Origin of the sequence: Streptomyces litmocidini, assembly GCF_014649755.1 — a bacterium.
GTDB classification, from domain to species: Bacteria; Actinomycetota; Actinomycetes; order Streptomycetales; family Streptomycetaceae; genus Streptomyces; species Streptomyces litmocidini.
The window spans coordinates 1-22,838 of sequence record NZ_BMTQ01000016.1; the positions used below are offsets into that span (position 1 = coordinate 1).

At 71.9% G+C, this 22,838-nt stretch carries 24 protein-coding genes and 5 tRNA genes; 19 read left to right on the plus strand and 10 right to left on the minus strand.

Annotated features, from left to right (window positions below):
* The 4 genes from IE180_RS28050 to IE180_RS28065 form a co-directional block, all read right to left on the minus strand.
* Window positions 1-244, minus strand: a 244-nt coding sequence (locus IE180_RS28050; RefSeq protein ID WP_190159767.1) for an ATP/GTP-binding protein, incomplete at its 3' end; no start/stop codon positions are given.
* The gene (locus tag IE180_RS28055) at window positions 225-629 is read right to left on the minus strand and encodes a DUF742 domain-containing protein (protein ID WP_024756254.1); all 405 of its coding nucleotides are present in this window, start codon (window positions 627-629) and stop codon (window positions 225-227) included. The genes IE180_RS28050 and IE180_RS28055, both read right to left, overlap by 20 nt.
* Window positions 630-794: 165 nt before the next feature.
* Window positions 795-1,208, minus strand: a complete 414-nt coding sequence (locus IE180_RS28060; protein ID WP_015036421.1) for a roadblock/LC7 domain-containing protein — start codon at window positions 1,206-1,208, stop codon at window positions 795-797.
* A 9-nt stretch (window positions 1,209-1,217) separates the two neighbouring features.
* Window positions 1,218-4,985 carry a sensor histidine kinase gene (locus IE180_RS28065; RefSeq protein WP_190159768.1) on the minus strand — a complete coding sequence of 1,256 codons (3,768 nt, stop codon included), beginning with the start codon at window positions 4,983-4,985 and terminating at the stop codon, window positions 1,218-1,220.
* A gap of 569 nt (window positions 4,986-5,554) precedes the next feature.
* On the opposite strand from IE180_RS28065, the gene IE180_RS28070 reads away from it, so the two are divergent.
* From IE180_RS28070 to IE180_RS28110, 9 genes are all read left to right on the plus strand, one after another.
* The gene (locus IE180_RS28070) at window positions 5,555-5,758 is read left to right on the plus strand and encodes a hypothetical protein (RefSeq protein ID WP_190159769.1); all 204 of its coding nucleotides are present in this window, start codon (window positions 5,555-5,557) and stop codon (window positions 5,756-5,758) included.
* A gap of 131 nt (window positions 5,759-5,889) precedes the next feature.
* Window positions 5,890-6,675 carry a fumarylacetoacetate hydrolase family protein gene (locus tag IE180_RS28075; protein ID WP_190159770.1) on the plus strand — a complete coding sequence of 262 codons (786 nt, stop codon included), beginning with the start codon at window positions 5,890-5,892 and terminating at the stop codon, window positions 6,673-6,675.
* Entirely contained in the window at window positions 6,668-8,143 is a 1,476-nt protein-coding gene (gene gltX / locus IE180_RS28080; RefSeq protein WP_190159771.1) for a glutamate--tRNA ligase, read from the plus strand. Before IE180_RS28075 ends, gltX begins: the two co-directional genes overlap by 8 nt.
* A 63-nt stretch (window positions 8,144-8,206) precedes the next feature.
* Window positions 8,207-8,929, plus strand: a complete 723-nt coding sequence (locus tag IE180_RS28085; protein ID WP_190159772.1) for an HAD family hydrolase — start codon at window positions 8,207-8,209, stop codon at window positions 8,927-8,929.
* Between the two features lie 95 nt (window positions 8,930-9,024).
* Window positions 9,025-9,096 (plus strand) — tRNA-Gln (locus tag IE180_RS28090).
* Window positions 9,097-9,135: 39 nt separating this feature from the next.
* Window positions 9,136-9,208: transfer RNA gene (locus tag IE180_RS28095), tRNA-Glu, on the plus strand.
* 61 nt (window positions 9,209-9,269) lie between these two features.
* A tRNA-Glu gene (locus IE180_RS28100) sits at window positions 9,270-9,345 on the plus strand.
* A gap of 18 nt (window positions 9,346-9,363) precedes the next feature.
* Window positions 9,364-9,435 (plus strand) — tRNA-Gln (locus tag IE180_RS28105).
* Between the two features lie 42 nt (window positions 9,436-9,477).
* Window positions 9,478-9,550: transfer RNA gene (locus tag IE180_RS28110), tRNA-Glu, on the plus strand.
* Window positions 9,551-9,675: 125 nt separating this feature from the next.
* Here the strand turns inward: IE180_RS28110 and ndgR are convergent.
* Complete coding sequence (gene ndgR, locus IE180_RS28115) at window positions 9,676-10,392, minus strand: IclR family transcriptional regulator NdgR (RefSeq protein WP_005311436.1); 717 nt, start codon at window positions 10,390-10,392, stop codon at window positions 9,676-9,678.
* Between the two features lie 140 nt (window positions 10,393-10,532).
* Between ndgR and leuC the strand changes: the two genes are divergently transcribed.
* The 4 genes from leuC to IE180_RS28135 all read left to right on the plus strand — a co-directional run bounded on the left by leuC (window position 10,533) and on the right by IE180_RS28135 (window position 13,740).
* Window positions 10,533-11,957 carry a 3-isopropylmalate dehydratase large subunit gene (leuC, locus tag IE180_RS28120; protein WP_190159773.1) on the plus strand — a complete coding sequence of 475 codons (1,425 nt, stop codon included), beginning with the start codon at window positions 10,533-10,535 and terminating at the stop codon, window positions 11,955-11,957.
* Between the two features lie 6 nt (window positions 11,958-11,963).
* Entirely contained in the window at window positions 11,964-12,557 is a 594-nt protein-coding gene (gene leuD, locus IE180_RS28125) for a 3-isopropylmalate dehydratase small subunit (protein WP_190159774.1), read from the plus strand.
* Window positions 12,558-12,661: 104 nt separating this feature from the next.
* On the plus strand, window positions 12,662-12,889 hold the full coding sequence (locus tag IE180_RS28130; protein ID WP_015036430.1) for an SCO5555 family protein: 228 nt from the start codon (window positions 12,662-12,664) through the stop codon (window positions 12,887-12,889).
* 143 nt (window positions 12,890-13,032) lie between these two features.
* Window positions 13,033-13,740 (plus strand): HU family DNA-binding protein, encoded by a 708-nt coding sequence (locus IE180_RS28135; protein WP_190159775.1) that lies wholly within the window; start codon window positions 13,033-13,035, stop codon window positions 13,738-13,740.
* A 124-nt stretch (window positions 13,741-13,864) separates the two neighbouring features.
* Here the strand turns inward: IE180_RS28135 and IE180_RS28140 are convergent, their stop codons facing one another.
* Together IE180_RS28140 and cofC are read right to left on the minus strand one after the other, a co-directional pair.
* The gene (locus IE180_RS28140; protein WP_030551092.1) at window positions 13,865-14,074 is read right to left on the minus strand and encodes a hypothetical protein; all 210 of its coding nucleotides are present in this window, start codon (window positions 14,072-14,074) and stop codon (window positions 13,865-13,867) included.
* 10 nt (window positions 14,075-14,084) lie between these two features.
* Entirely contained in the window at window positions 14,085-14,750 is a 666-nt protein-coding gene (cofC, locus tag IE180_RS28145; RefSeq protein WP_229860984.1) for a 2-phospho-L-lactate guanylyltransferase, read from the minus strand.
* Between the two features lie 126 nt (window positions 14,751-14,876).
* On the opposite strand from cofC, the gene IE180_RS28150 reads away from it, so the two are divergent.
* The 3 genes from IE180_RS28150 to IE180_RS28160 all read left to right on the plus strand — a co-directional run bounded on the left by IE180_RS28150 (window position 14,877) and on the right by IE180_RS28160 (window position 17,847).
* A complete protein-coding gene (locus tag IE180_RS28150) occupies window positions 14,877-15,629 on the plus strand; it encodes a lysophospholipid acyltransferase family protein (protein WP_190159776.1) in 753 nt (250 codons plus the stop codon).
* Window positions 15,626-16,627, plus strand: coding sequence for an NAD(P)H-dependent glycerol-3-phosphate dehydrogenase (locus IE180_RS28155; RefSeq protein ID WP_190159777.1), 1,002 nt, complete (start codon window positions 15,626-15,628; stop codon window positions 16,625-16,627). Before IE180_RS28150 ends, IE180_RS28155 begins: the two co-directional genes overlap by 4 nt.
* An 80-nt stretch (window positions 16,628-16,707) precedes the next feature.
* The gene (locus IE180_RS28160; RefSeq protein WP_190159778.1) at window positions 16,708-17,847 is read left to right on the plus strand and encodes a D-alanine--D-alanine ligase family protein; all 1,140 of its coding nucleotides are present in this window, start codon (window positions 16,708-16,710) and stop codon (window positions 17,845-17,847) included.
* Between the two features lie 24 nt (window positions 17,848-17,871).
* On the opposite strand, the gene IE180_RS28165 is transcribed toward IE180_RS28160, so the two are convergent.
* Both IE180_RS28165 and IE180_RS28170 read right to left on the minus strand, forming a co-directional pair.
* Entirely contained in the window at window positions 17,872-18,369 is a 498-nt protein-coding gene (locus IE180_RS28165) for a DUF3515 domain-containing protein (RefSeq protein WP_190159779.1), read from the minus strand.
* A 20-nt stretch (window positions 18,370-18,389) separates the two neighbouring features.
* Complete coding sequence (locus IE180_RS28170) at window positions 18,390-18,623, minus strand: Lrp/AsnC family transcriptional regulator (protein ID WP_017947604.1); 234 nt, start codon at window positions 18,621-18,623, stop codon at window positions 18,390-18,392.
* A gap of 233 nt (window positions 18,624-18,856) precedes the next feature.
* On the opposite strand from IE180_RS28170, the gene IE180_RS28175 reads away from it, so the two are divergent.
* Both IE180_RS28175 and thiD read left to right on the plus strand, forming a co-directional pair.
* Window positions 18,857-19,819, plus strand: coding sequence for a thiamine-phosphate kinase (locus IE180_RS28175; protein ID WP_116158650.1), 963 nt, complete (start codon window positions 18,857-18,859; stop codon window positions 19,817-19,819).
* Complete coding sequence (gene thiD, locus IE180_RS28180) at window positions 19,816-20,610, plus strand: bifunctional hydroxymethylpyrimidine kinase/phosphomethylpyrimidine kinase (RefSeq protein ID WP_190159780.1); 795 nt, start codon at window positions 19,816-19,818, stop codon at window positions 20,608-20,610. Before IE180_RS28175 ends, thiD begins: the two co-directional genes overlap by 4 nt.
* A 125-nt stretch (window positions 20,611-20,735) precedes the next feature.
* On the opposite strand, the gene rpmB is transcribed toward thiD, so the two are convergent.
* Window positions 20,736-20,921 carry a 50S ribosomal protein L28 gene (rpmB, locus tag IE180_RS28185; RefSeq protein ID WP_003957616.1) on the minus strand — a complete coding sequence of 62 codons (186 nt, stop codon included), beginning with the start codon at window positions 20,919-20,921 and terminating at the stop codon, window positions 20,736-20,738.
* Between the two features lie 237 nt (window positions 20,922-21,158).
* On the opposite strand from rpmB, the gene fakA reads away from it, so the two are divergent.
* Window positions 21,159-22,835: a DAK2 domain-containing protein gene (gene fakA / locus IE180_RS28190; protein WP_190159781.1), complete on the plus strand. Its 1,677-nt coding sequence runs from the start codon at window positions 21,159-21,161 to the stop codon at window positions 22,833-22,835.
* The last annotated feature ends 3 nt before the right edge of the window (window positions 22,836-22,838 follow it).

Genomic DNA, 22,838 nt, shown 5'->3' on the forward strand with positions numbered 1-22,838 from the left:
TCAGGTCCTGGTCCAGCGTGATGCGGCCGAAGTCCATGGCGACGGTCGTCGTCGTCTTGCCGCCGGTGTGCGTGAGGTCGTCGATGCCCGCGGAAGCGGACGTCATGACGGCCTCGGTACGCAGCGGGTCGATCTCCGAGACGGCGCCGACGAACGTGGTCTTGCCCACGCCGAAGCCACCCGCCACCACGATCTTCGCGCTGGTGGTCGATCTGGCCGTGCCGCTAGAGCTTGCGAAGTCCACTGAGCACCCTTTCGAGCAGTGTCACGTCCGGCGTGCCGCCGGTCTCTCCGTTGCCCGGCTGGTGGATCGCCACCATGCCGGCCTCCGCCAGGTCGGCCACGAGGATCCGGGCGACACCGAGCGGCATCGACAGGAGGGCCGACACCTCGGCCACCGACTTGACCTCGCGGCAGAGGTGGCAGATCCGCTGGTGCTCCGGAAGGAGCGTGGCGAGGTGTGCCGGGTCGGCCGTGGTGCTGACCAGCGCCTCGATGGCGAGCTGGTAGCGCGGCCGGGTCCGGCCGCCGGTCATCGCGTACGGACGCACCAGCGGCTGGTCGCCCTCGTACCCGTACTCGTCGACTGAGGCGCCGTACGGATCGTGAGAGGCGGGGGGCGGGGTCATGAATCCTCCGGGCGTGACAGCAATGCTTCTGCCGTCTGATGGGGCCGGTGGGGGGCCGGGTGGGGCGGCCGGACGGTGAACGGTGCCCAGAACGGTACGGAGGGGCGTACCGCCCTGTCGATCGGTCGATGCGGACGGATGTGGGGTCCGTCCGCCGTGCGTGACCTAGTGGAGCAGGCTGCCCTGGAGCTCCGCGCGGAGATCCGGGGTGAGCACGCTGCCGGCCCGGTCGACCAGCAGCGCCATCTCGTAGCCCACGAGGCCGATGTCGCACTCGGGGTGGGCGAGCACGGCCAGCGAGGAGCCGTCGGAGACCTGCATGAGGAAGAGGAAGCCGCGCTCCATCTCCACCACGGTCTGTGCCACGGGCCCGCCCTCGAAGATCCGGGACGCGCCCGCGGTCAGCGAGGTCAGTCCGGATGCGACCGCCGCCAGCTGGTCGGCGCGGTCGCGGGGGAACCCTTCGGACATGGCCAGCAGGAGTCCGTCGGCGGAGACCACCACTGTGTGGGACACCCCGGGGGTGTTGTCCACGAAGTTGGTGATCAACCAGTTCAGATTCTGCGCCGCCTGGCTCATCGCGTTCAACTAACGCTCCTGCTGATGGTTCGGACCGAGGTGGTGGCTACCCGTGGTCGAGTTGCCGGCCTGACGGCCCTGCTGGATGCCGCGGCGCAGATTGGTGAGCCGGCCGCGGACGTCGTCGGGTGCACGCGAGACCTGGGGGCCGGCCGTGTGGGCCTGCTCCTGTGCGGTCCCGGGTACGAGGTTGGCCTTCGGCACACGGCGCGGAAGACCGGAGGTGGTGACGCCGCCGGCCGCGGGCTTGCGCACCCGCTCCGCCTGGCGCACCAACTCGTCGTTGGGCGAGGTCCGCCAGGCGGCCCCGCCGTTCTGCCGGCCGCCGTCGCCGGCCGGGTCACCGGCCGGACGGGGCGCCGGAGCGGACGGCTGCGACACGACCGGGGTCTGCGTCGTCTGCGTCAGGTCCGCCTGCCGCGCCTGCTCCTGGTGCGACCAGCTGGTCTCCAGCGTGTCGTACAGCGGGGTACGACCGTCGCCCGGGCCACCGGCCGGCGGCAGGGCCTCCGGACGGCGCGGCTGCTGGAGCTGCGGCTGCTGCGGCTGCCGTCCGGCCGGCTCGGCCGGACGCGGGGCACCGAAGTCGTCCCCGCCCCGCTGGCGCGGAGCCGGGGGCTGGGCCTGAGGGGCCTGCTGCTGCGCCTGCGGCACGTAGGGCTGCCGGCCGAACTGCTGCTGACCGCCCTGGTACGCCTGGGGCTGCTGGGCCTGGGGCTGCTGGGGTGCGCCGAAGTCCGGCCGCGGGAACTGGCCCGTGGAGCCGGGGCCCTGCGGAGCACCGAAGTCGGGGCGCGGGAACTGCGCCGTCGACGCCGGGTCCTGCGCACCGCCCTGGTAGGCCTGCGGGGCCTGCTGCTGCGAGAACTGCTGCGGCTGCTGGGCCTGCGGCTGCTGCGGGGCGCCGAAGTCCGGGCGCGGGAACTGGCCCGTGGAGCCGGGGCCCTGCGGAGCCGCCGGGGACCCGAACAGGCCCGCCGACTCCGGCTCCTCGTGACCGCGCGGGGCGTCCAGCGGGGACATCTCCTGCTGCGGGCGCCGGACCGGCTGCTGCTGCGGGTCGTTGCCCCAGCTCGCGGCCTGCGGGCGCTGCTGCTGGGCCTGCGGGTTGCCGCCGGGCAGTTCGGCGCGCGGCGCGTCGTACCCGCCCTGCTGGTTGTCCTGCGGCTGCTGCTGCGGTGCCTGCGGACCGGACTGGTTGCCCCACACGTCCGTACGCGACGGGATGGCGCTCGCGGCACCGCCGATGAGGCCGCCCCCGCCGGGGCCCGGACGCAGCGCGTCGGGCGACTGGGGAGCCTGCGGGACCTGCGGCAGCCGGCCGGTCTGCTCCAGCTGGGCGTTCTGCGGCTGCGGGGCGCCGTCACGGGCGGGCAGCGCGGCCCGGGGACCGCTCGCACCGACCTGACCGCGCGCGGCACCGGCACCGAGGCGGCCGGCCGCCGAGGACGGGGCACCGCCCTGGCCCGGACGCCCGCCGGGTCCACCGGCCGCGCCGGGGCCGCCGGGGAGACGGCCGCCGGGGGCCGCGGCGCCGGGGCCCTGAGGCATCGCGCCCTGGCCGCCCGCGCCCGGCTTGGGCATGGGCTTCTTGCCGCCCTGGGCGACGTCGACGGGGAGCATGACGAGCGCGGTGGTGCCGCCCGAGTCGGACGGGCGCAGCTGGATCCGGATGCCGTGCCGCAGGGACAGGCGGCCGACCACGAACAGACCCATGCGGCGGGAGACGGAGACGTCCACGGTGGGCGGCGAGGCGAGCCGCTCGTTGATCGCGGCGAGGTCCTCGGGGGAGAGGCCGATGCCGGTGTCGTGGATCTCGACGAGCACGCGGCCGTCGGGCAGGGCGTGACCGGTGACCCGGACCTTGGTCTGGGGGGAGGAGAACGAGGTGGCGTTCTCGAGCAGCTCGGCGAGGAGGTGCACGAGGTCGTTGACGACGCGGCCGGCGACCTCGGTCGCCGGGACCGCGGCCAGTTCGATGCGCTCGTACTGCTCCACCTCGGAGGCGGCGGCACGGAGGACGTCGACCAGCGGGACCGGGCGGGTCCAGCGACGGCCCGGCTCCTCGCCGGCGAGGACGAGGAGGTTCTCGCCGTTCCGGCGCATGCGGGTCGCGAGGTGGTCGAGCTTGAACAGCGAGGAGAGCTGGTCCGGGTCGGCCTCGCGGGACTCCAGCTCGGAGATGAGCGAGAGCTGACGCTGGATGAGGCCCTGGGAACGGCGCGAGAGGTTGGTGAACATCGCGTTGACGTTGCCCCGGAGGAGGGCCTGCTCGGCGGCGAGGCGGACCGCCTCGCGGTGCACGTCGTCGAAGGCCGCGGCCACCTGGCCGATCTCGTCGCGGGAGTGCACACCGACGGACTCGACGGAGGTGTCGACGTCCTGCGGGTCGGACTCGGAGAGCTGCTTGACGAGCTCGGGCAGGCGTTCCTGGGCGACCTTGGTCGCGGTGTCCTGGAGCCGGCGCAGCGAGCGGATCATGGACCGGGCCACGACGAAGGCGCCGATGAGCGAGACGCCGAGGACGAGGAGGATCAGCGCACCGTTGATGATGGCGTCGCGCTGCGACTCCTGCTTCAGCTCACGGGCCATCGTCTCCATGTCACCGAGCAGACCCGCCTCGATGGTGTTCATGGCGGAGATCTTGGTGCTGTACTCGTCGGTGAAGTTGAGGTGACCGCGCTTGGCGCCGCCCGGCATCGCGTCGTCCGAGTTCAGCACGCGCTCGGCGTACTTGTTGGCCGCGTTGATCGACGGGTTGCCGCTGTTCAGCGACTCGATCCGCTCGGCGGCGTCGCCGCCGGTCGACTCGTAGATCGCCTGGAAGGACTTGAGCTCGACGCCCTCACTGTTGAGGGCGGCCTCGCCGTAGAGGCGGTCACCCTGCTGGAGCCGGCCGGCGGTCCGGTCGCTCGGGGGGAGCGCGGACGCGATGATCGCCTGCTGGATGGAGGCGTACTCCTTGGCGGACGAGAACGCGGCGAGCGCACGGGTCCGCTTGATCATCTCGGGGTTGCTGGTCGCCTGCGCCATGTCCTGGGACAGGCTGAGGAGCGAACGGATGAGGCGGCTGTACGCCTCGACCGTCACCGAGTGCGAGACGCCCTTCGCGTAGGCGCTGCCCCGGATGGAGTGGAGCTCGGTGACCTGCGAGGCGATCTGGCTGACGTTCTGGCGGATGCTGCGCAGCGCCTCGTCGCCCTCGGCGGCCGGGATGTCCTCGGTGGCCTCCAGGAAGGCCTTGTACTCGCGGTCCGTCTTCCGGCGCGGGTTGGCGACCTGGTAGTCGCTGGCCGGGCGGCCGTTGGCCAGCGGGCCGGCGGACAGGTCGCGCTCGGCCTGCAGGGCCTGGGCGAGGCCCGTGGCCTCCCGGGTCAGCTTGGTGAGCAGCTGCATGTGGTCGAGCTGCTCCATGTCCTGGAGCGAGTCGCTGATGCGGATGCCGCCCAGGGTGGTCGCCGCGACCACGGGGAGGGTGAGGAGCGCGACGAGGCGCGTGGAGATGCGCCAGTTGCGCAGGGCTATTCGGGGTCCGACCTCGTTCTCGGCCCGGACCTTGGGGGCGGCGTCGGACGACTCGGCGGACGTGGCCGCGGCGCTCGCGCGCCTGCCGCCCTCGCCGCCGTCGCCGGACGGTCCCTGACCCTGGTTCGGGGTGTGCGGGGCCGAGGGACCGCGGTCGGTCCCGGCACGCGGCTGCTGCTCCGCCGGAGCATCCGCTCGGCCCTGGCGGGGCTGGGGAGACCCCGAGCCATCCCTCTTGAAACGTCCCTGCACTAGCGTCGCAACCTCTGGACCAGGCGTCCTTCCGGATGAACGGAGAGGACGGTGTCGGCGTCGATCGGGGTGCGGTGGCGCACCCCAGGTGGTCGTCGGTGACCGGCGCAGTTCCCCCTTTCCCGCCACTCGGCCGGCGCTGCGTTGCGCCCCCTGCGCGCCGGCTTGAAACCCGCGGCGGTGCGTGGAATTCCAGCACAGTGCCGGATCTCCAACAAGGGCCGCGTGTCGCGGCGGGAGGGGTATGACAACGCGTGAACGAAGTGTCACCCCATGTAGAAGATGATCACGGATGATTCGGACTTTTCCGCCCCAATGATCGGGCATCCCCGTGTGTCCCAGTCGACATGATCAGGAGCGGAATAGCTCATTCAATGGCGGAATGTCCCTTTCCGTGACGACCGATGGCGGTCCGTAATGCCCGGAATGTGACGCACGTGGTGAGCAAACTCACACCCAAATCGATGTCTCAGCCATGCATTCGAAGGGAATCGCATGTTTAGCCTGACGCTTTACACCCCTTCGCGCCCGTACGGGCGCCCCTCCCGGAACAAGGTCTGATCAGCGCGATGAAGACGACGACGATCCGCACCACGGCCAACCCCCGCCGTTCCACCCTCGTCCACCTCTCGGACGCCGCGGAGCTCGACCGGGGCGCCCGGCCCGAGTACTCGGTGGAGCTGCCCGGCAACACGGCCAACCCGCGCCGCACCATCCTGATGCAGGCCCCGGCCCCCTACGAGCCCCAGCCGTACGCCTCCGCGACGCGCTAGTGCCCCGGGGGCCCGCGAGCGCCCCGCCACCCCGCATCGGCACCGGTGATATCGCCGGTCGGCCGTCCCCTCGCCGCGTTAGCCTGGAGCGTCAGACTCCAGCCAGTACCAAGTGAGGGGCGACAGCACTCGTGCGCATCGCCAGATTCTCCATCGACGGCAATGTGGCCTTCGGCGCCGTCGAGGGCGAGGGAGCCGTCGGGTCCGGCGGCCTCGTCCTCGACATCATCAAGGGCATCCCGTACACCGACTTCGAGCTCAGCGGCACCAAGGTCCCGCTGAGCAAGGTACGGCTCCTGCCGCCCGTGCTCCCCAACAAGGTCGTGGCCATCGGCCGCAACTACGCCGAGCACGCCGCCGAACTCGGCAACGAGGTCCCCGACGTCCCCGTCGCCTTCTTCAAGCCCACCACCTCGGTGATCGGCCCCGGCGACGCCATCGAGTACCCCTCCTTCTCCGACGAGCTGCACCACGAGGCCGAACTGGCCGTGGTGATCGGCCGCATGTGCCGCGAGGTGCCCCGGGAGCGCGTCAAGGACGTGATCTTCGGCTACACCTGCGCCAACGACGTCACCGCCCGCGACGTCCAGCAGCGCGAGAAGCAGTGGGCCCGCGCCAAGGGCTTCGACACCTCCTGCCCCCTGGGCCCCTGGGTGGAGACCGACCTCGACCCGAGCGACCTGACCATCCAGGCGACGGTCAACGGCGAACAACGCCAGCTGGGTCGGACGAGCGACATGATCCGCTCCATCGAGGACCTGGTCGTCCACATCACCGAGGCCATGACGCTGCTCCCCGGCGACGTCATCCTCACCGGCACCCCCGCCGGGGTCGGCCCCCTCAACGTCGGCGACGAGGTCGCCGTCACCATCGAAGGCATCGGCACTCTCACCAATAAGGTGATCAAGCGTGGCTAACGCGAACATCCGCGTCCGTTTCTGTCCCTCGCCGACCGGCAACCCCCACGTGGGTCTGGTCCGCACCGCCCTCTTCAACTGGGCCTTCGCCCGGCACAACCAGGGCACCATGGTCTTCCGCATCGAGGACACCGACGCTGCGCGCGACTCCGAGGAGTCGTACGGCCAGCTCCTCGACTCGCTGAAGTGGCTCGGTCTCGACTGGGACGAGGGCCCGGAGGTGGGCGGCCCCCACGCTCCGTACCGCCAGTCGCAGCGGATGGACATCTACAAGGACGTCGCCGACAAGCTGCTCGCCGGCGGTTACGCGTACCCCTGCTACTGCACCACCGAGGAGCTCGACGAGCGCCGCGAGGCCGCCCGCGCCGCCGGCCGCCCCTCCGGCTACGACGGACACTGCCGCGACCTCACCGCCGAGCAGAAGGCCGCGTACGAGGCCGAGGGCCGCGCGTCGATCGTCCGCTTCCGGATGCCCGACGAGCCGATCACCTTCACCGACCTGGTCCGCGGCGAGCTCACCTTCACCCCGGAGAACGTGCCGGACTACGGCATCCTCCGGGCCAACGGCGCCCCGCTCTACACCCTGGTCAACCCGGTCGACGACGCCCTGATGGAGATCACCCACGTCCTGCGCGGCGAGGACCTGCTCTCCTCCACCCCGCGCCAGGTCGCGCTCTACAAGGCGCTGATCGAGCTGGGCGTCGCCAAGGAGATCCCCTCCTTCGGCCACCTGCCGTACGTGATGGGCGAGGGCAACAAGAAGCTCTCCAAGCGCGACCCGCAGGCCTCCCTCAACCTCTACCGGGAGCGCGGCTTCCTCCCCGAGGGCCTGCTGAACTACCTGTCGCTCCTCGGCTGGTCCTTCTCGGCCGACCAGGACATCTTCACCATCCCCGAGATGGTGGCGAAGTTCGACATCGCCGACGTCAACGCCAACCCGGCGCGCTTCGACCTCAAGAAGGCCGAGTCGATCAACGCCGACCACATCCGGATGCTGGACGTGAAGGCCTTCGCCGAGGCCTGCGAGCCCTGGCTCCGGGCCCCGCACGCCCCCTGGGCCCCGGAGGACTTCGACCGTGCCGCCTGGGAGCGGATCGCCCCGCACGCCCAGACCCGCCTGACCGTCCTCTCGGACATCACCGCCAACGTGGACTTCCTCTTCCTGCCCGAGCCGGTCTTCGACCAGCCCTCGTGGGACAAGGCCATGAAGGGCGAGCCCGCGGCCCTGCTCACCACGGCCCGCGAGAAGCTCGAAGCGGCCGACTGGAGCGACCCCGAGTCCCTCAAGAACGCCGTCCTGGCCGCCGGCGAGGCCCACGGCCTCAAGCTCGGCAAGGCGCAGGCCCCGGTCCGCGTCGCCGTCACCGGCCGCACGGTCGGCCTGCCGCTCTTCGAGTCCCTGGAGATCCTGGGCAGGGAGAAGACCCTCGCCCGCATCGACGCGACCCTGGCGAAGCTCGCCGGCTGATCCGCGCCGCCCCGCGCGCCGGTGCCCCCGTCCCACGCCCGTGGACGGGGGTACCGTCGTTCCATGACCATCCGCGCGGTGCTCTGGGACGTCGACGACACGATCTTCGACTACGCGAGCGCGGACCGGACCGGGATGCGGGCGCACCTCGCCGCCGAGGGGCTGCTGGACGCCTGGGGCTCCGTGGAGGAGGCCCTGCGGCGCTGGAAGGAACTCACGGAGCTGCACTGGCGCCGGTACGAGGCCGAGGGCGGGGACTTCCGGGAGCAGCGGCGCGCCCGGGTGCGGGACTTCCTCGGCCGGCCCGCGCTCACCACCGCCGAGGCCGACGCCTGGTTCGACCGGTACGTGGTCCACTACGAGGCCGCCTGGGAGCTCTTCCCCGACACCGTGCCCGTCCTCGACCTGCTGGCCCGGGACTACCGCCACGGAGTGCTGTCCAACTCCAGCATCCACAACCAGGACCACAAGCTCCGCAGGCTGGGCGTGCGCGACCGCTTCGAGGTCGTGGTGTGCGCCGCCGAGCTGGGGGTGGCCAAGCCCGCCCCGGAGGCGTTCCACGCGGCCTGCGCCGCCCTCGACCTGCGCCCCCACCAGGTGGCGTACGTCGGGGACCGGCCCGACGTCGACGCCCGGGGCGCCGTGGAGGCGGGCCTCCGGGGGATCTGGCTGGACCGCGCGGGGACCGGCGGGAGGCCCGAGCTGACCCGGATCACCGACCTCCGCCGACTGCCCGCCCTGCTGTGCGCGGATACGCGTTTTGGAGCACCGTCCACCTTCGGGTAATGTTCTTTCTGCGCCGAGGGGAACGGGCCGAAAGGCCGGAAAGCCCCGGAAGCGCAAGCCGAGCGGGATCCCTTCTCGAAGTGATCAAGTTCCGGTGGCCTATGGTGTAATTGGCAGCACGACTGATTCTGGTTCAGTTAGTCTTGGTTCGAGTCCAGGTAGGCCAGCTCGCAGAGCTCATCTGCACCTGTGGATGGCATCCACAAGCCCCCGTTGTGTAGCGGCCTAGCACGCCGCCCTCTCAAGGCGGTAGCGCCGGTTCGAATCCGGTCGGGGGTACAGATCCTTCCCGCGGGATCACCTGGGTAGCTCCCGGTGGACCCGATGCAGGATCGCTAGGGCCCCCGTTGTGTAGCGGCCTAGCACGCCGCCCTCTCAAGGCGGTAGCGCCGGTTCGAATCCGGTCGGGGGTACCAACTGGTCTAAACCACCAGTGGCCTATGGTGTAATTGGCAGCACGACTGATTCTGGTTCAGTTAGTCTTGGTTCGAGTCCAGGTAGGCCAGCGCAGTGAATCCAGGCGATCCGTCGCGTGGAACCAAGATCTTGCCCCCGTTGTGTAGCGGCCTAGCACGCCGCCCTCTCAAGGCGGTAGCGCCGGTTCGAATCCGGTCGGGGGTACGAGACGAAGAAGCCCTTCCCTTCGGGGGAGGGCTTCTTCGCTGTTCGGCCCCGCGCACACAACTCCGGCCCACCGCTGCGGCGTTGGAGCGGTGGGCCGGGAACATACGGGTGAAGGGGGAGGGTCAGCCGTTGCGGCGGAGCGCCTCGGAGAGACGGGCGGCGGCGTCGATGACCGCCTGGGCGTGCATGCGGCCCGGGTGGCGCGTCAGGCGCTCGATGGGGCCCGAGACCGAGACGGCGGCCACCACGCGGTTCGAGGGGCCGCGCACGGGCGCGGAGACGGACGCCACGCCCGGCTCCCGCTCGCCGATCGACTGGGCCCAGCCGCGGCGCCGCACGCCCGACAGGGCCGTCGCCGTGAAGCGGGCGCCCTGGAGGCCGCGGTGCAGCCGCTCGGGCTCCTCCCAGGCCATCAGGATCTGCGCGGACGAGCCGGCCTTCATGGTCAGCGTCGAGCCGACCGGGACGGTGTCCCGCAGGCCCGAGAGCCGCTCGGCCGCCGCCACGCAGATGCGCATGTCGCCCTGGCGCCGGTAGAGCTGGGCGCTCTCGCCGGTGACGTCGCGCAGATGCGTCAGAACGGGGCCCGCGGTCGCGAGCAGGCGGTCCTCGCCGGCCGCAGCGGCGAGCTCCGCCAGGCGCGGTCCGAGGATGAACCGGCCCTGCATGTCGCGCGCCACCATCCGGTGGTGTTCCAGTGCCACGGCGAGACGATGTGCCGTGGGTCGTGCGAGTCCCGTCGCCGCGACCAGTCCTGCGAGGGTGGCCGGACCGGACTCCAGGGCGCTCAGGACAAGGGCTGCCTTGTCGAGAACGCCTACGCCGCTAGAGTTGTCCATGCAACGATATTCGCGTCTCACTCTGTGAAACGCAAGTTCAATTTTCCTCGGAACCTGTGACCCTGGTGATGCGGCCGCACAACGGCCCGCGAAACGGGTCTCTAGTTGTGCCGGCGTAGACGTCGGCCGGAGGGAAAGCGATGGGTAGGACACTCGCGGAGAAGGTCTGGGACGACCACGTCGTCCGGCGCGCCGAGGGCGAGCCCGACCTCCTCTTCATCGATCTGCACCTGCTGCACGAGGTGACCAGCCCCCAGGCCTTCGACGGTCTCCGGCAGAACGGCCGGCAGGTACGGCGCCTCGACCTCACCATCGCCACCGAGGACCACAACACTCCGACCCTCGACATCGACAAGCCGATCGCCGACCCGGTCTCCCGCGCCCAGCTGGAGACCCTCCGCAAGAACTGTGCCGAATTCGGCGTCCGGCTGCACCCGCTCGGCGACGTCGAGCAGGGCGTCGTCCACGTCGTGGGCCCCCAGCTGGGCCTGACCCAGCCCGGCACCACCGTGGTCTGCGGCGACTCGCACACCTCCACGCACGGCGCCTTCGGCGCGCTGGCCTTCGGCATCGGCACCAGCCAGGTGGAGCACGTGCTCGCCACCCAGACGCTGCCGCTGGCCCGCCCCAAGACCATGGCGATCACGGTCGACGGCGAGCTGCCCGAGGACGTCACCGCCAAGGACCTGATCCTGGCGATCATCGCGAAGATCGGCACCGGCGGCGGCCAGGGCTACATCCTGGAGTACCGCGGCTCCGCCATCGAGAAGCTCTCGATGGAGGCCCGGATGACCATCTGCAACATGTCGATCGAGGCCGGCGCCCGCGCGGGCATGATCGCCCCCGACGAGACCACCTTCGCCTACCTGAAGGGCCGCGCCCACGCCCCCGAGGGCGAGGACTGGGACGCTGCCGTCGCGTACTGGAAGACCCTGAAGTCCGACGAGGACGCGGTCTTCGACGCCGAGGTCGTCATCGACGCGGCCTCGCTGGCACCGTTCGTCACCTGGGGCACCAACCCGGGCCAGGGCGCGCCGCTTTCGGCGAACGTCCCCGACCCGGCTTCGTACGAAGACGCTTCGGAGCGCCTCGCCGCCGAAAAGGCCCTGGAGTACATGGGGTTGACCGCCGGCCAGCCGCTGCGCGACATCAAGGTCGACACCGTCTTCGTAGGCTCCTGCACCAACGGCCGCATCGAGGACCTGCGCAACGCGGCCTCCCTCCTGGAGGGCCGCAAGGTCGCCGACGGCGTCCGCATGCTGGTCGTCCCCGGCTCGGTCCGGGTCGCCCTGCAGGCCGTCGAGGAGGGCCTGGACAAGGTCTTCAAGGAGGCCGGCGCCGAATGGCGGCACGCGGGCTGCTCGATGTGCCTGGGCATGAACCCCGACCAACTGGCCCCCGGCGAGCGCTCCGCGTCCACCTCCAACCGCAACTTCGAGGGCCGGCAGGGCAAGGGCGGCCGCACCCACCTGGTCTCCCCCCAGGTCGCCGCCGCCACCGCCGTCCTGGGCCACCTGGCCTCCCCGGCCGATCTGTCCGACGTCGCCACCACCGCGGGGGTCTGAGGAACCATGGAAGCTTTCACCACGCACACCGGCCGGGCCGTCCCGCTGCGCCGCAGCAACGTCGACACCGACCAGATCATCCCGGCGCACTGGCTGAAGAAGGTCACCCGCGACGGCTTCGAGGACGGCCTCTTCGAGGCCTGGCGCAAGGACCCCGAGTTCGTCCTCAACCGCCCCGAGCGGCAGGGCGCCACGGTCCTGGTCGCCGGCCCCGACTTCGGCACCGGCTCCTCCCGCGAGCACGCCGTCTGGGCGCTCCAGAACTACGGCTTCCAGGCGGTCATCTCCTCCCGCTTCGCCGACATCTTCCGCGGCAACTCGCTGAAGAACGGCCTGCTCACCGTCGTCCTCCCGCAGGAGACGGTGGACGCCCTCTGGGAGCTGACCGAGGCCGACCCGACCGCCGAGGTCACCGTCGACCTGGAGGCCCGCAAGGTCCTGGCCGCCGGGATCGACGCCGACTTCGAGCTCGACGAGAACGCCCGCTGGCGACTGCTCAACGGCCTCGACGACATCAGCCTCACCCTTCAGAACGAAGCGGACATCGCTGCCTACGAGGCTGCTCGACCGGCCTTCAAGCCCCGTACAATTACGGTCTGAGCAGCGCTTTTCCAAGACTGCGCCCCCCACCGACCGGTGGGGGGCGCAGTCGCTTGTTGAGACCCCGTCGGGCGACAACTCGCCCTAGATGGCACAATCTGTGCATGGAACGCGACAGCCAACTCGAGCTCTACGAGGCAGTCGCCGCCCGATTGAAGGAAGCGCACACAAGGGTGCGCTCACTGCAAGTCCCGGAGGGCGTAAGGATGGCGCTGTCCCGGAAGCTGCTGGTCGTCACGGCAGCGGCGAAGCACGATCTCAAGGACGCGGCCACGCGTCTCGACCGGTTGATGAAGGACCTCGATGAGGGCCGATTCCCAGAGGACGACTGACACCAGGAACTCCGCAACGGAACTTCCGCGTTGCGGCACTAGGGTGATTAGACCGTTTCGTGTTTGATTTGCGGTATATACATGCCTAACGTGCGAAAAAGCTTGAACACTTTCGTTCTGGCAATGTCTCCGAAGGGGAAGACGTGAACAAGGCGCAGCTCGTAGAAGCGATTGCCGACAAGATGGGCGGTCGTCAGCAGGCCGCCGAAGCCGTCGACCACGTGCTCGACGCCATCGTGCGTGCCGTGGTGGCCGGTGACCGGGTCTCGGTCACCGGTTTCGGCTCGTTCGAGAAGGTCGACCGGCCGGCCCGTTACGCCCGCAACCCGCAGACGGGTGAGCGCGTCCGGGTCAAGAAGACCTCCGTCCCGCGCTTCCGTGCAGGTCAGGGCTTCAAGGACCTGGTCAGCGGCTCGAAGAAGCTCCCCAAGGGCGGCGAGGTCTCCGTCAAGAAGGCCCCCAAGGGCAGCCTCACCGGTGGCGCCTCCGCGACCGTGAAGAAGGCCGCCGCCAAGAAGGCCACCACCGCCAAGAAGGCCGCCGCGAAGAAGGCGGCCCCGGTGAAGAAGGCCACCACGGCCGCCGCGAAGAAGACCACCGCCGCCGCCAAGAAGGCCACCACGGCCGCCGCGAAGAAGGCCACCCCGGCGAAGAAGGCCACCACGGGCGCGGCGAAGAAGACCACCACCGCCGCCAAGAAGACCACCACGGCCGCCACCGCGAAGAAGGCGACCAAGGCCACCGCCAAGAAGACCGCGCCGGCCGCGAAGAAGGCCACGGCGACGAAGGCGCCCGCCAAGAAGACGACGGCGCGCAAGACGACCGCCAAGAAGACCGCCGCCAAGAAGTAGGACGCGCGGTACCGACCCGCCGGGCCGGGCTCCCCTCCGGGAGCCCGGCCCGCGGCGCGCCCGGACGCCCCGGTCACGCGCCCCGGCGCGCCGATCAGGCGTCTCGGCGCCCCGGCCGGGCGTCTCAGAAGGTCTGCAGCGTCACCAGGGTGATCCGGAGCCCCGCGCCCGACGTGCCCGGCTCGGCCTCGATCCGCACCCGCTGCCCCGGCCGCAGCAGCCGCAGCCCGCCCGCCTCGAAGGCCTCCGCCCCGAACTCCACGGGGGTGCCGTCGTCGAGCAGCACACTGCCGCTGCGGGTCTCGGGGTCGTACGTGAACGCGGTCGCCTGCATGAACCGCAGCCTATCCGGCCGCCGTCGCCCACCGGGCGGCCGTCCGCGGGCCGAGCCCCAGCGCCAGCGCCGCCGCCAGATCCTCCCCGGTGTCCACGTCCCGGCGTACGGAATCCACCCCGGCGAGCCGGATTTCGGCCGCCCCCGAAGACAAATGCCGCACCCTCGACGCACCCCCGAATGCCGGTTCCAATTCCGCCCCCGGCGCCGCCGAGAGGAATGTCGTACCTATTTCGGCGGCATCCGCGAGAAATGCCCTCGAAAAATTTCCGGCCGCGTCCAGGACCCGGGTCAGCTCCGCCGGCCGCAGCGCCGGGAGGTCCGCGTTGAGCGCCGCCACGCGCGCGTGCGGCCGCCTCGAACGCACGGCCCGCGCCCCGTGCGCCAGCGCCGCGTTGAGCCCCGCCCCGGGGGAGTCCGGCACGATCCGCGCGCCCAGCGCCGCGAGCGCCGCGGCCGCCACCGGGTCGTCCGTGACGACCGCCACATCGCGCACGCGCGCGCAGTCCAGCACCGCCGCCACGGTGTCCTCGGCGAACGCCAGCGCGAGCCGGGGACGCAGCCGCCCGCCCGCCGCGGCCGCCAGCCTGCTCTTGGCCAGGGCGAGGGGCTTCAGGGGGACGACCAGGGACCAGCCGTCGTCGGCGCCGGTGCGCATCGGGGGCAGCGTCTTCATCGGGGCCATTCTGTCCCGCCCACGCGGTCCACCGGAGGCGCCGGGGCGTACGGTGTCACTCGACAGACCAGGAGCACGGGGCGACACTTGGCCCCCTGCCAGCCAGTCCCGGAGAAAGGTGTCCGAGTGCCCCGCCGCAGAATCGGCTTCTGGTACCGCCTCGCGGCGGTCATCGCCAAACCCCCCCTGGTGGTTCTGTTCAAGCGGGACTGGCGCGGCATGGAGCACGTTCCGGCCGACGGCGGTTTCATCACCGCGGTCAACCACAACTCCTACCTGGACCCGCTGTCCTACGCGCACTACCAGTACAACACCGGCCGGGTCCCGCGCTTCCTCGCCAAGGCCGGACTCTTCAAGAGCGGCTTCGTCGGCACGATGCTCCGCAACACCGGCCAGATCCCCGTCTACCGCGAGACGACCAACGCGCTCGACGCCTTCCGCGCCGCCGTCGACGCCATCGAGCGCGGCGAGTGCGTCGCCTTCTACCCGGAGGGCACCCTCACCCGCGACCCCGAGATGTGGCCCATGGCCGGCAAGACCGGCGCCGCCCGCGTCGCGCTGATGACCAAGGCCCCCGTCATCCCGGTGGCCCAGTGGGGCGCCAACCTCGCGATGCCGCCGTACGCCAAGGAGAACAAGCTCCGCCTGTTCCCCCGCAAGACGCTGATCGTGCAGGCGGGGCCGCCCGTCGACCTCTCCCGCTTCGACGGCCTGGAGCCGACCCCCGAGGTCCTGCGCGAGGCCACCGAGGTCATCATGGCCGCCGTCACCGCCCTCCTGGAGGAGGTCCGCGGCGAGAAGGCGCCCCCCGAGCCGTACGACCACCGCAAGGCCCGCCTGGAGCAGCGGCGCAAGGCCGCCGAGGAGGGCGCCAAGTGACCAGGGCAGCCGTCTTCGGCAACGGATCCTGGGGCACCGCCTTCGCCATGGTGCTCGCCGACGCGGGCTGCGAGGTGAGCCTCTGGGGCCGCCGCCCCGAACTCGCCAAGGAGATCAACGCCGGCCGGGTCAACCCCGACTACCTGCCGGGCGTCGAACTCCCGCGGGGCATCACGGCCACCGCGGACCCCGCCGAGGCCGCCTCGGACGCCGACTTCACCGTCCTCGTCGTCCCCTCCCAGACCCTGCGCGGCAACCTCGCCGCCTGGCGGCCGGTGCTCGCCCCCGGCACCGTCCTCGTCTCCCTCATGAAGGGCGTCGAACTCGGCACCGCCAAGCGGATGAGCGAGGTCATCACCGAGGTCGCCGACGTCCCCGCCGACCGGGTCGCCGTCCTCACCGGCCCCAACCTGGCCAAGGAGATCGCCGCCCGGCAGCCCGCCGCCGCCGTCGTCGCCTGCTCCGACGAGACGGTCGCCCAGCGGCTCCAGACCGCCTGCATGACCCCGTACTTCCGCCCCTACACCAACACCGACGTGGTGGGCTGCGAACTCGGCGGCGCCGTCAAGAACGTCATCGGCCTCGCCGTCGGCATCGCCAACGGCATGGGCCTCGGCGACAACTCCAAGGCCACGCTCATCACCCGCGGCCTCGCCGAGACCACCCGCCTCGGCCTCGCCATGGGTGCCGACCCGCTCACCTTCTCCGGCCTCGCGGGCCTCGGCGACCTCGTCGCCACCTGCTCCTCGCCGCTCTCCCGGAACAACACCTTCGGCACCAACCTCGGCCGGGGCATGACCCTCCAGGAGACCATCGCGGCCACCAAGCAGACCGCCGAGGGCGTCAAGTCCTGCGAGTCCGTGCTCGACCTGGCCCGCCGCCACGGCGTCGACATGCCCATCACCGAGACCGTCGTCTCGATCGTCCACGACGGGAAGCCGCCCGTCGTCGCCCTCAAGGAGCTCATGTCGCGCTCGGCCAAACCCGAACGCCGCTGAGCCCGGCCGTGTGAGCCGTACGCGCGCGTGCGAGCGGGGCGCTCAGCAGTTCGGGAGCCGCAAGGTACGCTCATCGCGATATGAGCGAGAACACCCAGAGCCCCCGCAAGCCGCGCGTGGCCGTCGTCTTCGGCGGCCGCAGCTCCGAGCACGCCATCTCCGTCGTCACGGCGGGCGCCGTCCTGAGCGCCATCGACCGGGACAAGTACGACGTGCTGCCCATCGGCATCACGACGGACGGGCGCTGGGCGCTCACCGCCGACGCCCCGGAGCGGATGGCCATCACCGACCGGAAGCTGCCCGACGTCTCCGACCTGGCCGAGTCCGGGCGGGGCGGCGTCGTCCTGCCCGTCGACCCGTCGAGCCGCGAGGCCGTCCTCACCGAGCCGGGACAGGTCCCCGAGGCCCTCGGCGAGGTCGACGTGGTCTTCCCCGTGCTCCACGGCCCCTACGGCGAGGACGGCACCCTCCAGGGCCTCCTGGAGCTCTCCGGCATCCCCTACGTCGGCGCGGGCGTCCTCGCCTCCGCCGTCGGCCAGGACAAGGAGTACATGAAGCGGGTCTTCGTCTCCTTCGGCCTCCCCGTCGGCCCGTACGAGGTCATCCGGCCGCGCGAGTGGGAGCAGAACCCCGCCGCCGCCCGCAAGAAGATCGTCGAGTTCGCCGCCGAGCACGGCTGGCCGCTCTTCGTGAAGCCGGCCCGCGGCGGCTCCTCCATGGGCATCACCAAGGTCGACGACCTCTCCGGCCTGGACGAGGCCGTCGAGGAGGCCCGCCGCCACGACCCCAAGATCCTCGTCGAGTCGCTGCTGCGCGGCCGCGAGATCGAGTGCGGCGTCCTGGAGTTCGAGGACGGCCCGCGCGCCAGCGTCCCGGCCGAGATCCCGCCGGTCACCGACCACGACTTCTACGACTTCGAGGCCAAGTACATCGACTCGGCCTCCGGCATCGTCCCCGCCCCCATCGGGGACGAGGCCACCGCCGAGGTCCAGCGCCTCGCCGTCGCCGCCTACGAGGCCGTCTCCTGCGAGGGCCTGGTCCGCGCCGACTTCTTCCTCACCGAGGACGGCGACTTCGTCATCAACGAGATCAACACCATGCCGGGCTTCACGCCCATCTCCATGTACCCGCGCATGTGGCAGGAGAGCGGCGTCAGCTACCCCGAGCTCGTCGACCGGCTCGTCCAGGCCGCGCTGACCCGCTCCACGGGCCTGCGCTAGGGGGAACACGGCGCCGGGGTGCGATCACTCGCACTCCGGCTCCAGGGCGCACGGGACGGTCCGCTCCACGGGGCCGGCGAGGTCCGCGAGCGGACCGGCGTCGTGCGCGTACCGCCCGTCCAACGTCACCTCGACGTACGTCCTGCGGTACACCGAGGTGAAACGGGGCCCGTCGCCCGCGCGCTGCTCCAGCATCCAGCGCACGCCGTTCGCGGAGACGCCCTGCGACTTCGGGTCGCTCATCTTTTCGGGCCGGGGGACCCCGCAGCGCAGTACGATCGCACCGTCACCCCACCCGGCGGTCAACTCGGAGCCGGGCTCCGGGTCACTCCGCGCCAGACCCGCCACGGTGTCGGGAAGCTCCTTCGCCAGCGCCTGGCAGAGGGCGGCCTCCTCCGCCGGCGGGCTCGGGACCACGACGGACGCCGCGGCGTCCGGCGAGGAACAGCCGGCGGCGGCCGACAGCAGAACGGCGGCCGCGACGGCGGCGGGCAGGCCGAAGGGCCGGTGGGAAGAGGTCACCGGCCAAGCGTAGACGGGGGCTACAGATGAACGACCGGGCAGGTGAGGGTGCGCGTGATGCCGTCCACTTGCTGGACCTTGGCGACCACCATGCGGCCCAGCTCGTCGACGGTGTCCGCCTGCGCGCGCACGATCACGTCGTACGGTCCTGTGACGTCTTCGGCCTGGATGACCCCCGGGATCTTGGAGATGGTGTCGGCGACGGTCGACGCCTTGCCCACCTCGGTCTGGATGAGGATGTACGCCTGAACCACGGAACCTCCAGGGCGACCACGAGGATCTTGTGGGAGAAAGGGACGCCACGGTACCGCGTCGCCGCGGGCCACGGGGAGACCCGCGCTTCCGGAGGCGCTCGGGGTGTGGCGTACGCAGGACAGAAGTTGACGGTCTACTTGACGGTACCCAGCACGGTGACGGCCCGCGACCCGCGGCGCGAGACGACGCGCCCCCGCCCGCCGGCCGGCACGAAGACACGAGGTGAGACGCGGTGAAGGGCACAGTCGGAGAGCTGGGGGAGTTCGGGCTCATCAGAGAGCTCACGTCCCGGCTCACCTCCACCCCGGCGGTACGGATCGGGCCCGGCGACGACGCCGCGGTCGTCTCCGCCCCCGACCGGCGCGTGGTGGCCAGCACGGACATCCTGCTCGAAGGACGTCACTTCCGCCGCGACTGGTCGACGGCCTACGACGTCGGCCGCAAGGCCGCCGCGCAGAACCTCGCCGACATCGCCGCCATGGGCGCGGTCCCCACCGCGCTCCTCCTCGGCCTCGTCGTCCCCGCCGAACTCCCCGTCACCTGGCCCACGGAACTCATGGACGGGCTGCGCGACGAATGTCAGGTCGCGGGCGCGGCGGTGGTCGGCGGCGACGTCGTCCGCGGCGACACGATCATGGTCTCCATCACCGCGCTCGGCGACCTCCGCAACCACGACCCGGTCACCCGCGGCGGCGCCCAGCCGGGCGACGTCGTCGCCTACACCGGCTGGCTCGGCTGGTCCGCCGCCGGATACGCGGTCCTCTCCCGGGGCTTCCGCTCCCCGCGCGCCTTCGTCGAGGCCCACCGCAGGCCCGAACCGCCGTACCACGCGGGCCCGGCCGCCGCCGGCCTCGGCGCCACCGCCATGTGCGACGTCAGCGACGGCCTCATCGCCGACCTCGGGCACATCGCCGAGGCCAGCAAGGTCCGCATCGACCTGCGCTCGGGACTCATCGACATCCCGACCCAGATGAACGACATCGGCCAGGCCGTCGGCGTCGACCCCATGCAGTGGGTGCTCACCGGGGGAGAGGACCACGCCATCGTGGCGACCTTCCCGCCGGACGTGAAGCTGCCCGCCCGCTGGAAGGTCATCGGCGAGGTCCTCCACCCCTCGGCGCTCCCGCAGGTCACCGTGGACGGCGCGCCCTGGCACAGCGTGGGCGGCTGGGACCACTTCGGAGAGACGGAGTGAATCCGCCCCTGGTCCTCACCGTCGCCGGATCCGACTCCGGCGGCGGTGCCGGCGTCCAGGCCGACCTGAAGACGATGCTCGCGCTCGGCGTCCACGGCATGAGCGTGCTCACCGCCGTCACCGCCCAGAACTCGCGGGGCGTCCAAGGCGTCTGGGAGCTCCCCGTGGAGGCCGTGCGGGCCCAGTACCGGGCCGTCGTCGACGACATCGGCGTCCAGGCGGTGAAGACCGGCATGCTCGCCTCCGCCGCGCTCGTGGAGACCGTCGCCGAACTCCTCGCGGACACCGGCGCCCCCGTCGTCGTCGACCCGGTCGGCGTCTCCAAGCACGGCGACCCGCTGCTCGCGGAGACCGCGCTCGACTCCGTACGCCGACGGCTGCTGCCCCGGGCGACCGTCGCCACCCCCAACCTGGACGAGGTGACACAGCTCACCGGCGTCCACGTCCGCCACGAGGACGACATGCGGACGGCAGCCGGGGCCGTGCTGGCGTACGGGCCGCGCTGGGTCCTGATCAAGGGCGGACACCTGCCCGTCGGCCGGGAGGCCGTGGACCTGCTCACGGACGGCACCGAGGAGCACTGGCTGCGCGCCCCGCGCCACGACAACCGGCACACCCACGGGACGGGCTGCACGCTCGCCTCGGCGGTCGCCTCCGGGCTCGCCAAGGGCCTGCCGGTGCCGGAGGCGGTGCGGCAGGCGAAGGAGTACGTGACGGGGGCCGTCGCCGCCGGCTTCGCCCTGGGCGCGGGCATCGGACCGGTCGACCACGGGTGGCGGTTCCGGGACTGAGCGCCGAGGGGCCCACCGGCCTCCGGGGGCCCACCGGCTCCCGGACACGGCAAAAGGCCGGTTCACCGAGGTGAACCGGCCTTTCAAGGCAACCGCAGGGGCTGCGCTACGACGGAACGTCGCGATTAGCGCGAGACCTTGCCGGCCTTGATGCACGAGGTGCAGACGTTGAGCCGCTTCGGCGTCCGACCGACCACGGCACGCACGCGCTGGATGTTCGGGTTCCAGCGACGGGACGTACGGCGGTGCGAGTGCGAAATGTTGTTGCCGAAGCCCGGCCCCTTGCCGCAGACGTCGCAGTTGGCAGCCACGGGTCACTCCAAAGACTTCAGATTTACAGTGAAATCCGGCGCACCGGAATCAGGAGTCTGAAGTGGCTTGCCGGGGAACGGCCCGGTTTGAACCGGGCAACCGAAGCAGCATACAACGCCTGCCTCGGTGGAACGAAACTACCACGGTCTCCGCGGACCTCGCCCCGGGCCCGGGTCACGAGCGGGCCACCCCGGGTCTACCCTGCGGTGAGCTCACCGCCGAAGGAGGACCCCCCGTTGTCGCGAGCCCTTCAGCCCGACGAGGAGCTCGTCGAGCTCGACGCCGAAGCGGTCCGGACCTGGTGCGCACGGGCCCTCGACGCCCTCGGACGGGAGCGCGAGGAGATCGACGCGATCAACGTCTACCCGGTCGCGGACGGGGACACCGGCACCAACCTGTACCTGACGGCCGAGGCCGCCCTCCAGGCCGTCGAAGCCGTCTTCGCCGCCTCCGCCCCCGACACCGCCGAGACCGTACGGGCCATGGCGCACGGCGCCCTGCTCGGCGCCCGCGGCAACTCCGGCACCATCCTCGCCCAGCTCCTGCGCGGCATGGCCGCCGTCCTCGCCGAAGGACGTGACGGCGATCACCTCGCCCGCGCCCTGGCCGAGGCCGCCTCCGCCGCCCGGCAGGCCGTCGCCCACCCCGTGGAGGGCACCGTCCTCACCGTGGCCGCGGCGGCCGCCGCCGGCTGCGCGGGCGGCGGCACCCTCCTGGAGGTCGCCACCCGCGCCCACGACGCGGCCAGGACCGCGCTGGAGGCCACCCCCGGCCAGCTGGCCGTCCTCGGCCGGGCCGGGGTCGTGGACGCCGGCGGACGCGGTCTGGTCGCCGTCCTCGGAGCGCTCGTCGAGACCGTGGGCGGCGGGACGCCGGACCCCGCCGGGACCGCGCCGGGCGCGGTGCGGGTGCTCGGGGACGTACGGGCCGTACCGGCCGGCTCCCCCCCGGCCTGCGACGGCGAGGCCGGACCCGCCTACGAGGTGACCTACCTCCTGGAGGCCGAGGGCGCCGCCGTGGACCTGCTGCGGGCCCGGCTCGACGCCCTCGGCGACTCCCTCGTCGTCGTCGGCGGCGACGGGCTGTGGAACGTCCACGTCCACGTCGACGACGCGGGCGCCGCCGTCGAGGCCGGCGTCGAGGCCGGCCGGCCCCACCGCATCCGCATCACCCACTTCGGGGCCGACGCGGCGGCCGCGCAGCCGTCCGGACGGTTCGCGCCCTCCGGACCGTCCGGCGCCGGGGAACGCGCCCGGCGCGCGGTCGTCGCCGTCGTCCCCGGCGAGGGCCTCGCCGGACTCTGCGCCGAGGCCGGCGCGACCACCGTCCGCAGCCGGCCCGGCGAACCGCCCGCCGACGACGAACTCCTGGAGGCGATCCGACGGGCGCACGCGCGCGAGGTCGTCCTCCTGCCCAACGACACCGAGCTGCGCCGGACCGCGGCCGCCGCCGCCGAACGCGCCAGGGCCGAGGGCATCCGCGTCGCCCTCATCCCGACCCGGGCCGCCGTCCAGGGCATCGCCGCCCTCGCCGTCCACGAACCCGACCGGCGCTTCGACGAGGACGTCGTCGCCATGACGGCCGCCGCCGGAGCCACCCGCTACGCCGAACTCGCCGTCGCCGAACGCCGCTCCTTCACCTCGGCCGGCGTCTGCCAGGCCGGCGACGTCCTCGGCCTCATCGAGGGCGACGTCGCCGTCATCGGCAAGGACCTGGCCGAGACCGCCCGCACCGTCCTGGACCGCATGCTCTCGGCCGGCGGCGAACTCGTCACCCTCGTCGTCGCCGACGGCACCCCGCCCGGCCTCGCCCCCGACCTGGAGGGTCACGTCCGGCGCGGCTACCTGGCCGTCGACACCACCACGTACCACGCGGGCGCGGGGGCGCCGCCCCTGCTCATCGGAGTGGAATAGGCC

Coding starts and splice junctions, on each gene's coding strand:
- leuD (WP_190159774.1), top strand. CDS start 11,964: ATGGAAGCTTTCACCACGCACACCGGCCGGGCCGTCCCGCTGCGCCGC.
- IE180_RS28130 (WP_015036430.1), top strand. CDS start 12,662: ATGGAACGCGACAGCCAACTCGAGCTCTACGAGGCAGTCGCCGCCCGA.
- IE180_RS28085 (WP_190159772.1), top strand. CDS start 8,207: ATGACCATCCGCGCGGTGCTCTGGGACGTCGACGACACGATCTTCGAC.
- IE180_RS28060 (WP_015036421.1), bottom strand. CDS start 1,208: ATGAGCCAGGCGGCGCAGAATCTGAACTGGTTGATCACCAACTTCGTG.
- ndgR (WP_005311436.1), bottom strand. CDS start 10,392: ATGGACAACTCTAGCGGCGTAGGCGTTCTCGACAAGGCAGCCCTTGTC.
- IE180_RS28140 (WP_030551092.1), bottom strand. CDS start 14,074: ATGCAGGCGACCGCGTTCACGTACGACCCCGAGACCCGCAGCGGCAGT.
- IE180_RS28160 (WP_190159778.1), top strand. CDS start 16,708: ATGAGCGAGAACACCCAGAGCCCCCGCAAGCCGCGCGTGGCCGTCGTC.
- leuC (WP_190159773.1), top strand. CDS start 10,533: ATGGGTAGGACACTCGCGGAGAAGGTCTGGGACGACCACGTCGTCCGG.
- IE180_RS28055 (WP_024756254.1), bottom strand. CDS start 629: ATGACCCCGCCCCCCGCCTCTCACGATCCGTACGGCGCCTCAGTCGAC.
- IE180_RS28070 (WP_190159769.1), top strand. CDS start 5,555: ATGAAGACGACGACGATCCGCACCACGGCCAACCCCCGCCGTTCCACC.
- cofC (WP_229860984.1), bottom strand. CDS start 14,750: ATGAAGACGCTGCCCCCGATGCGCACCGGCGCCGACGACGGCTGGTCC.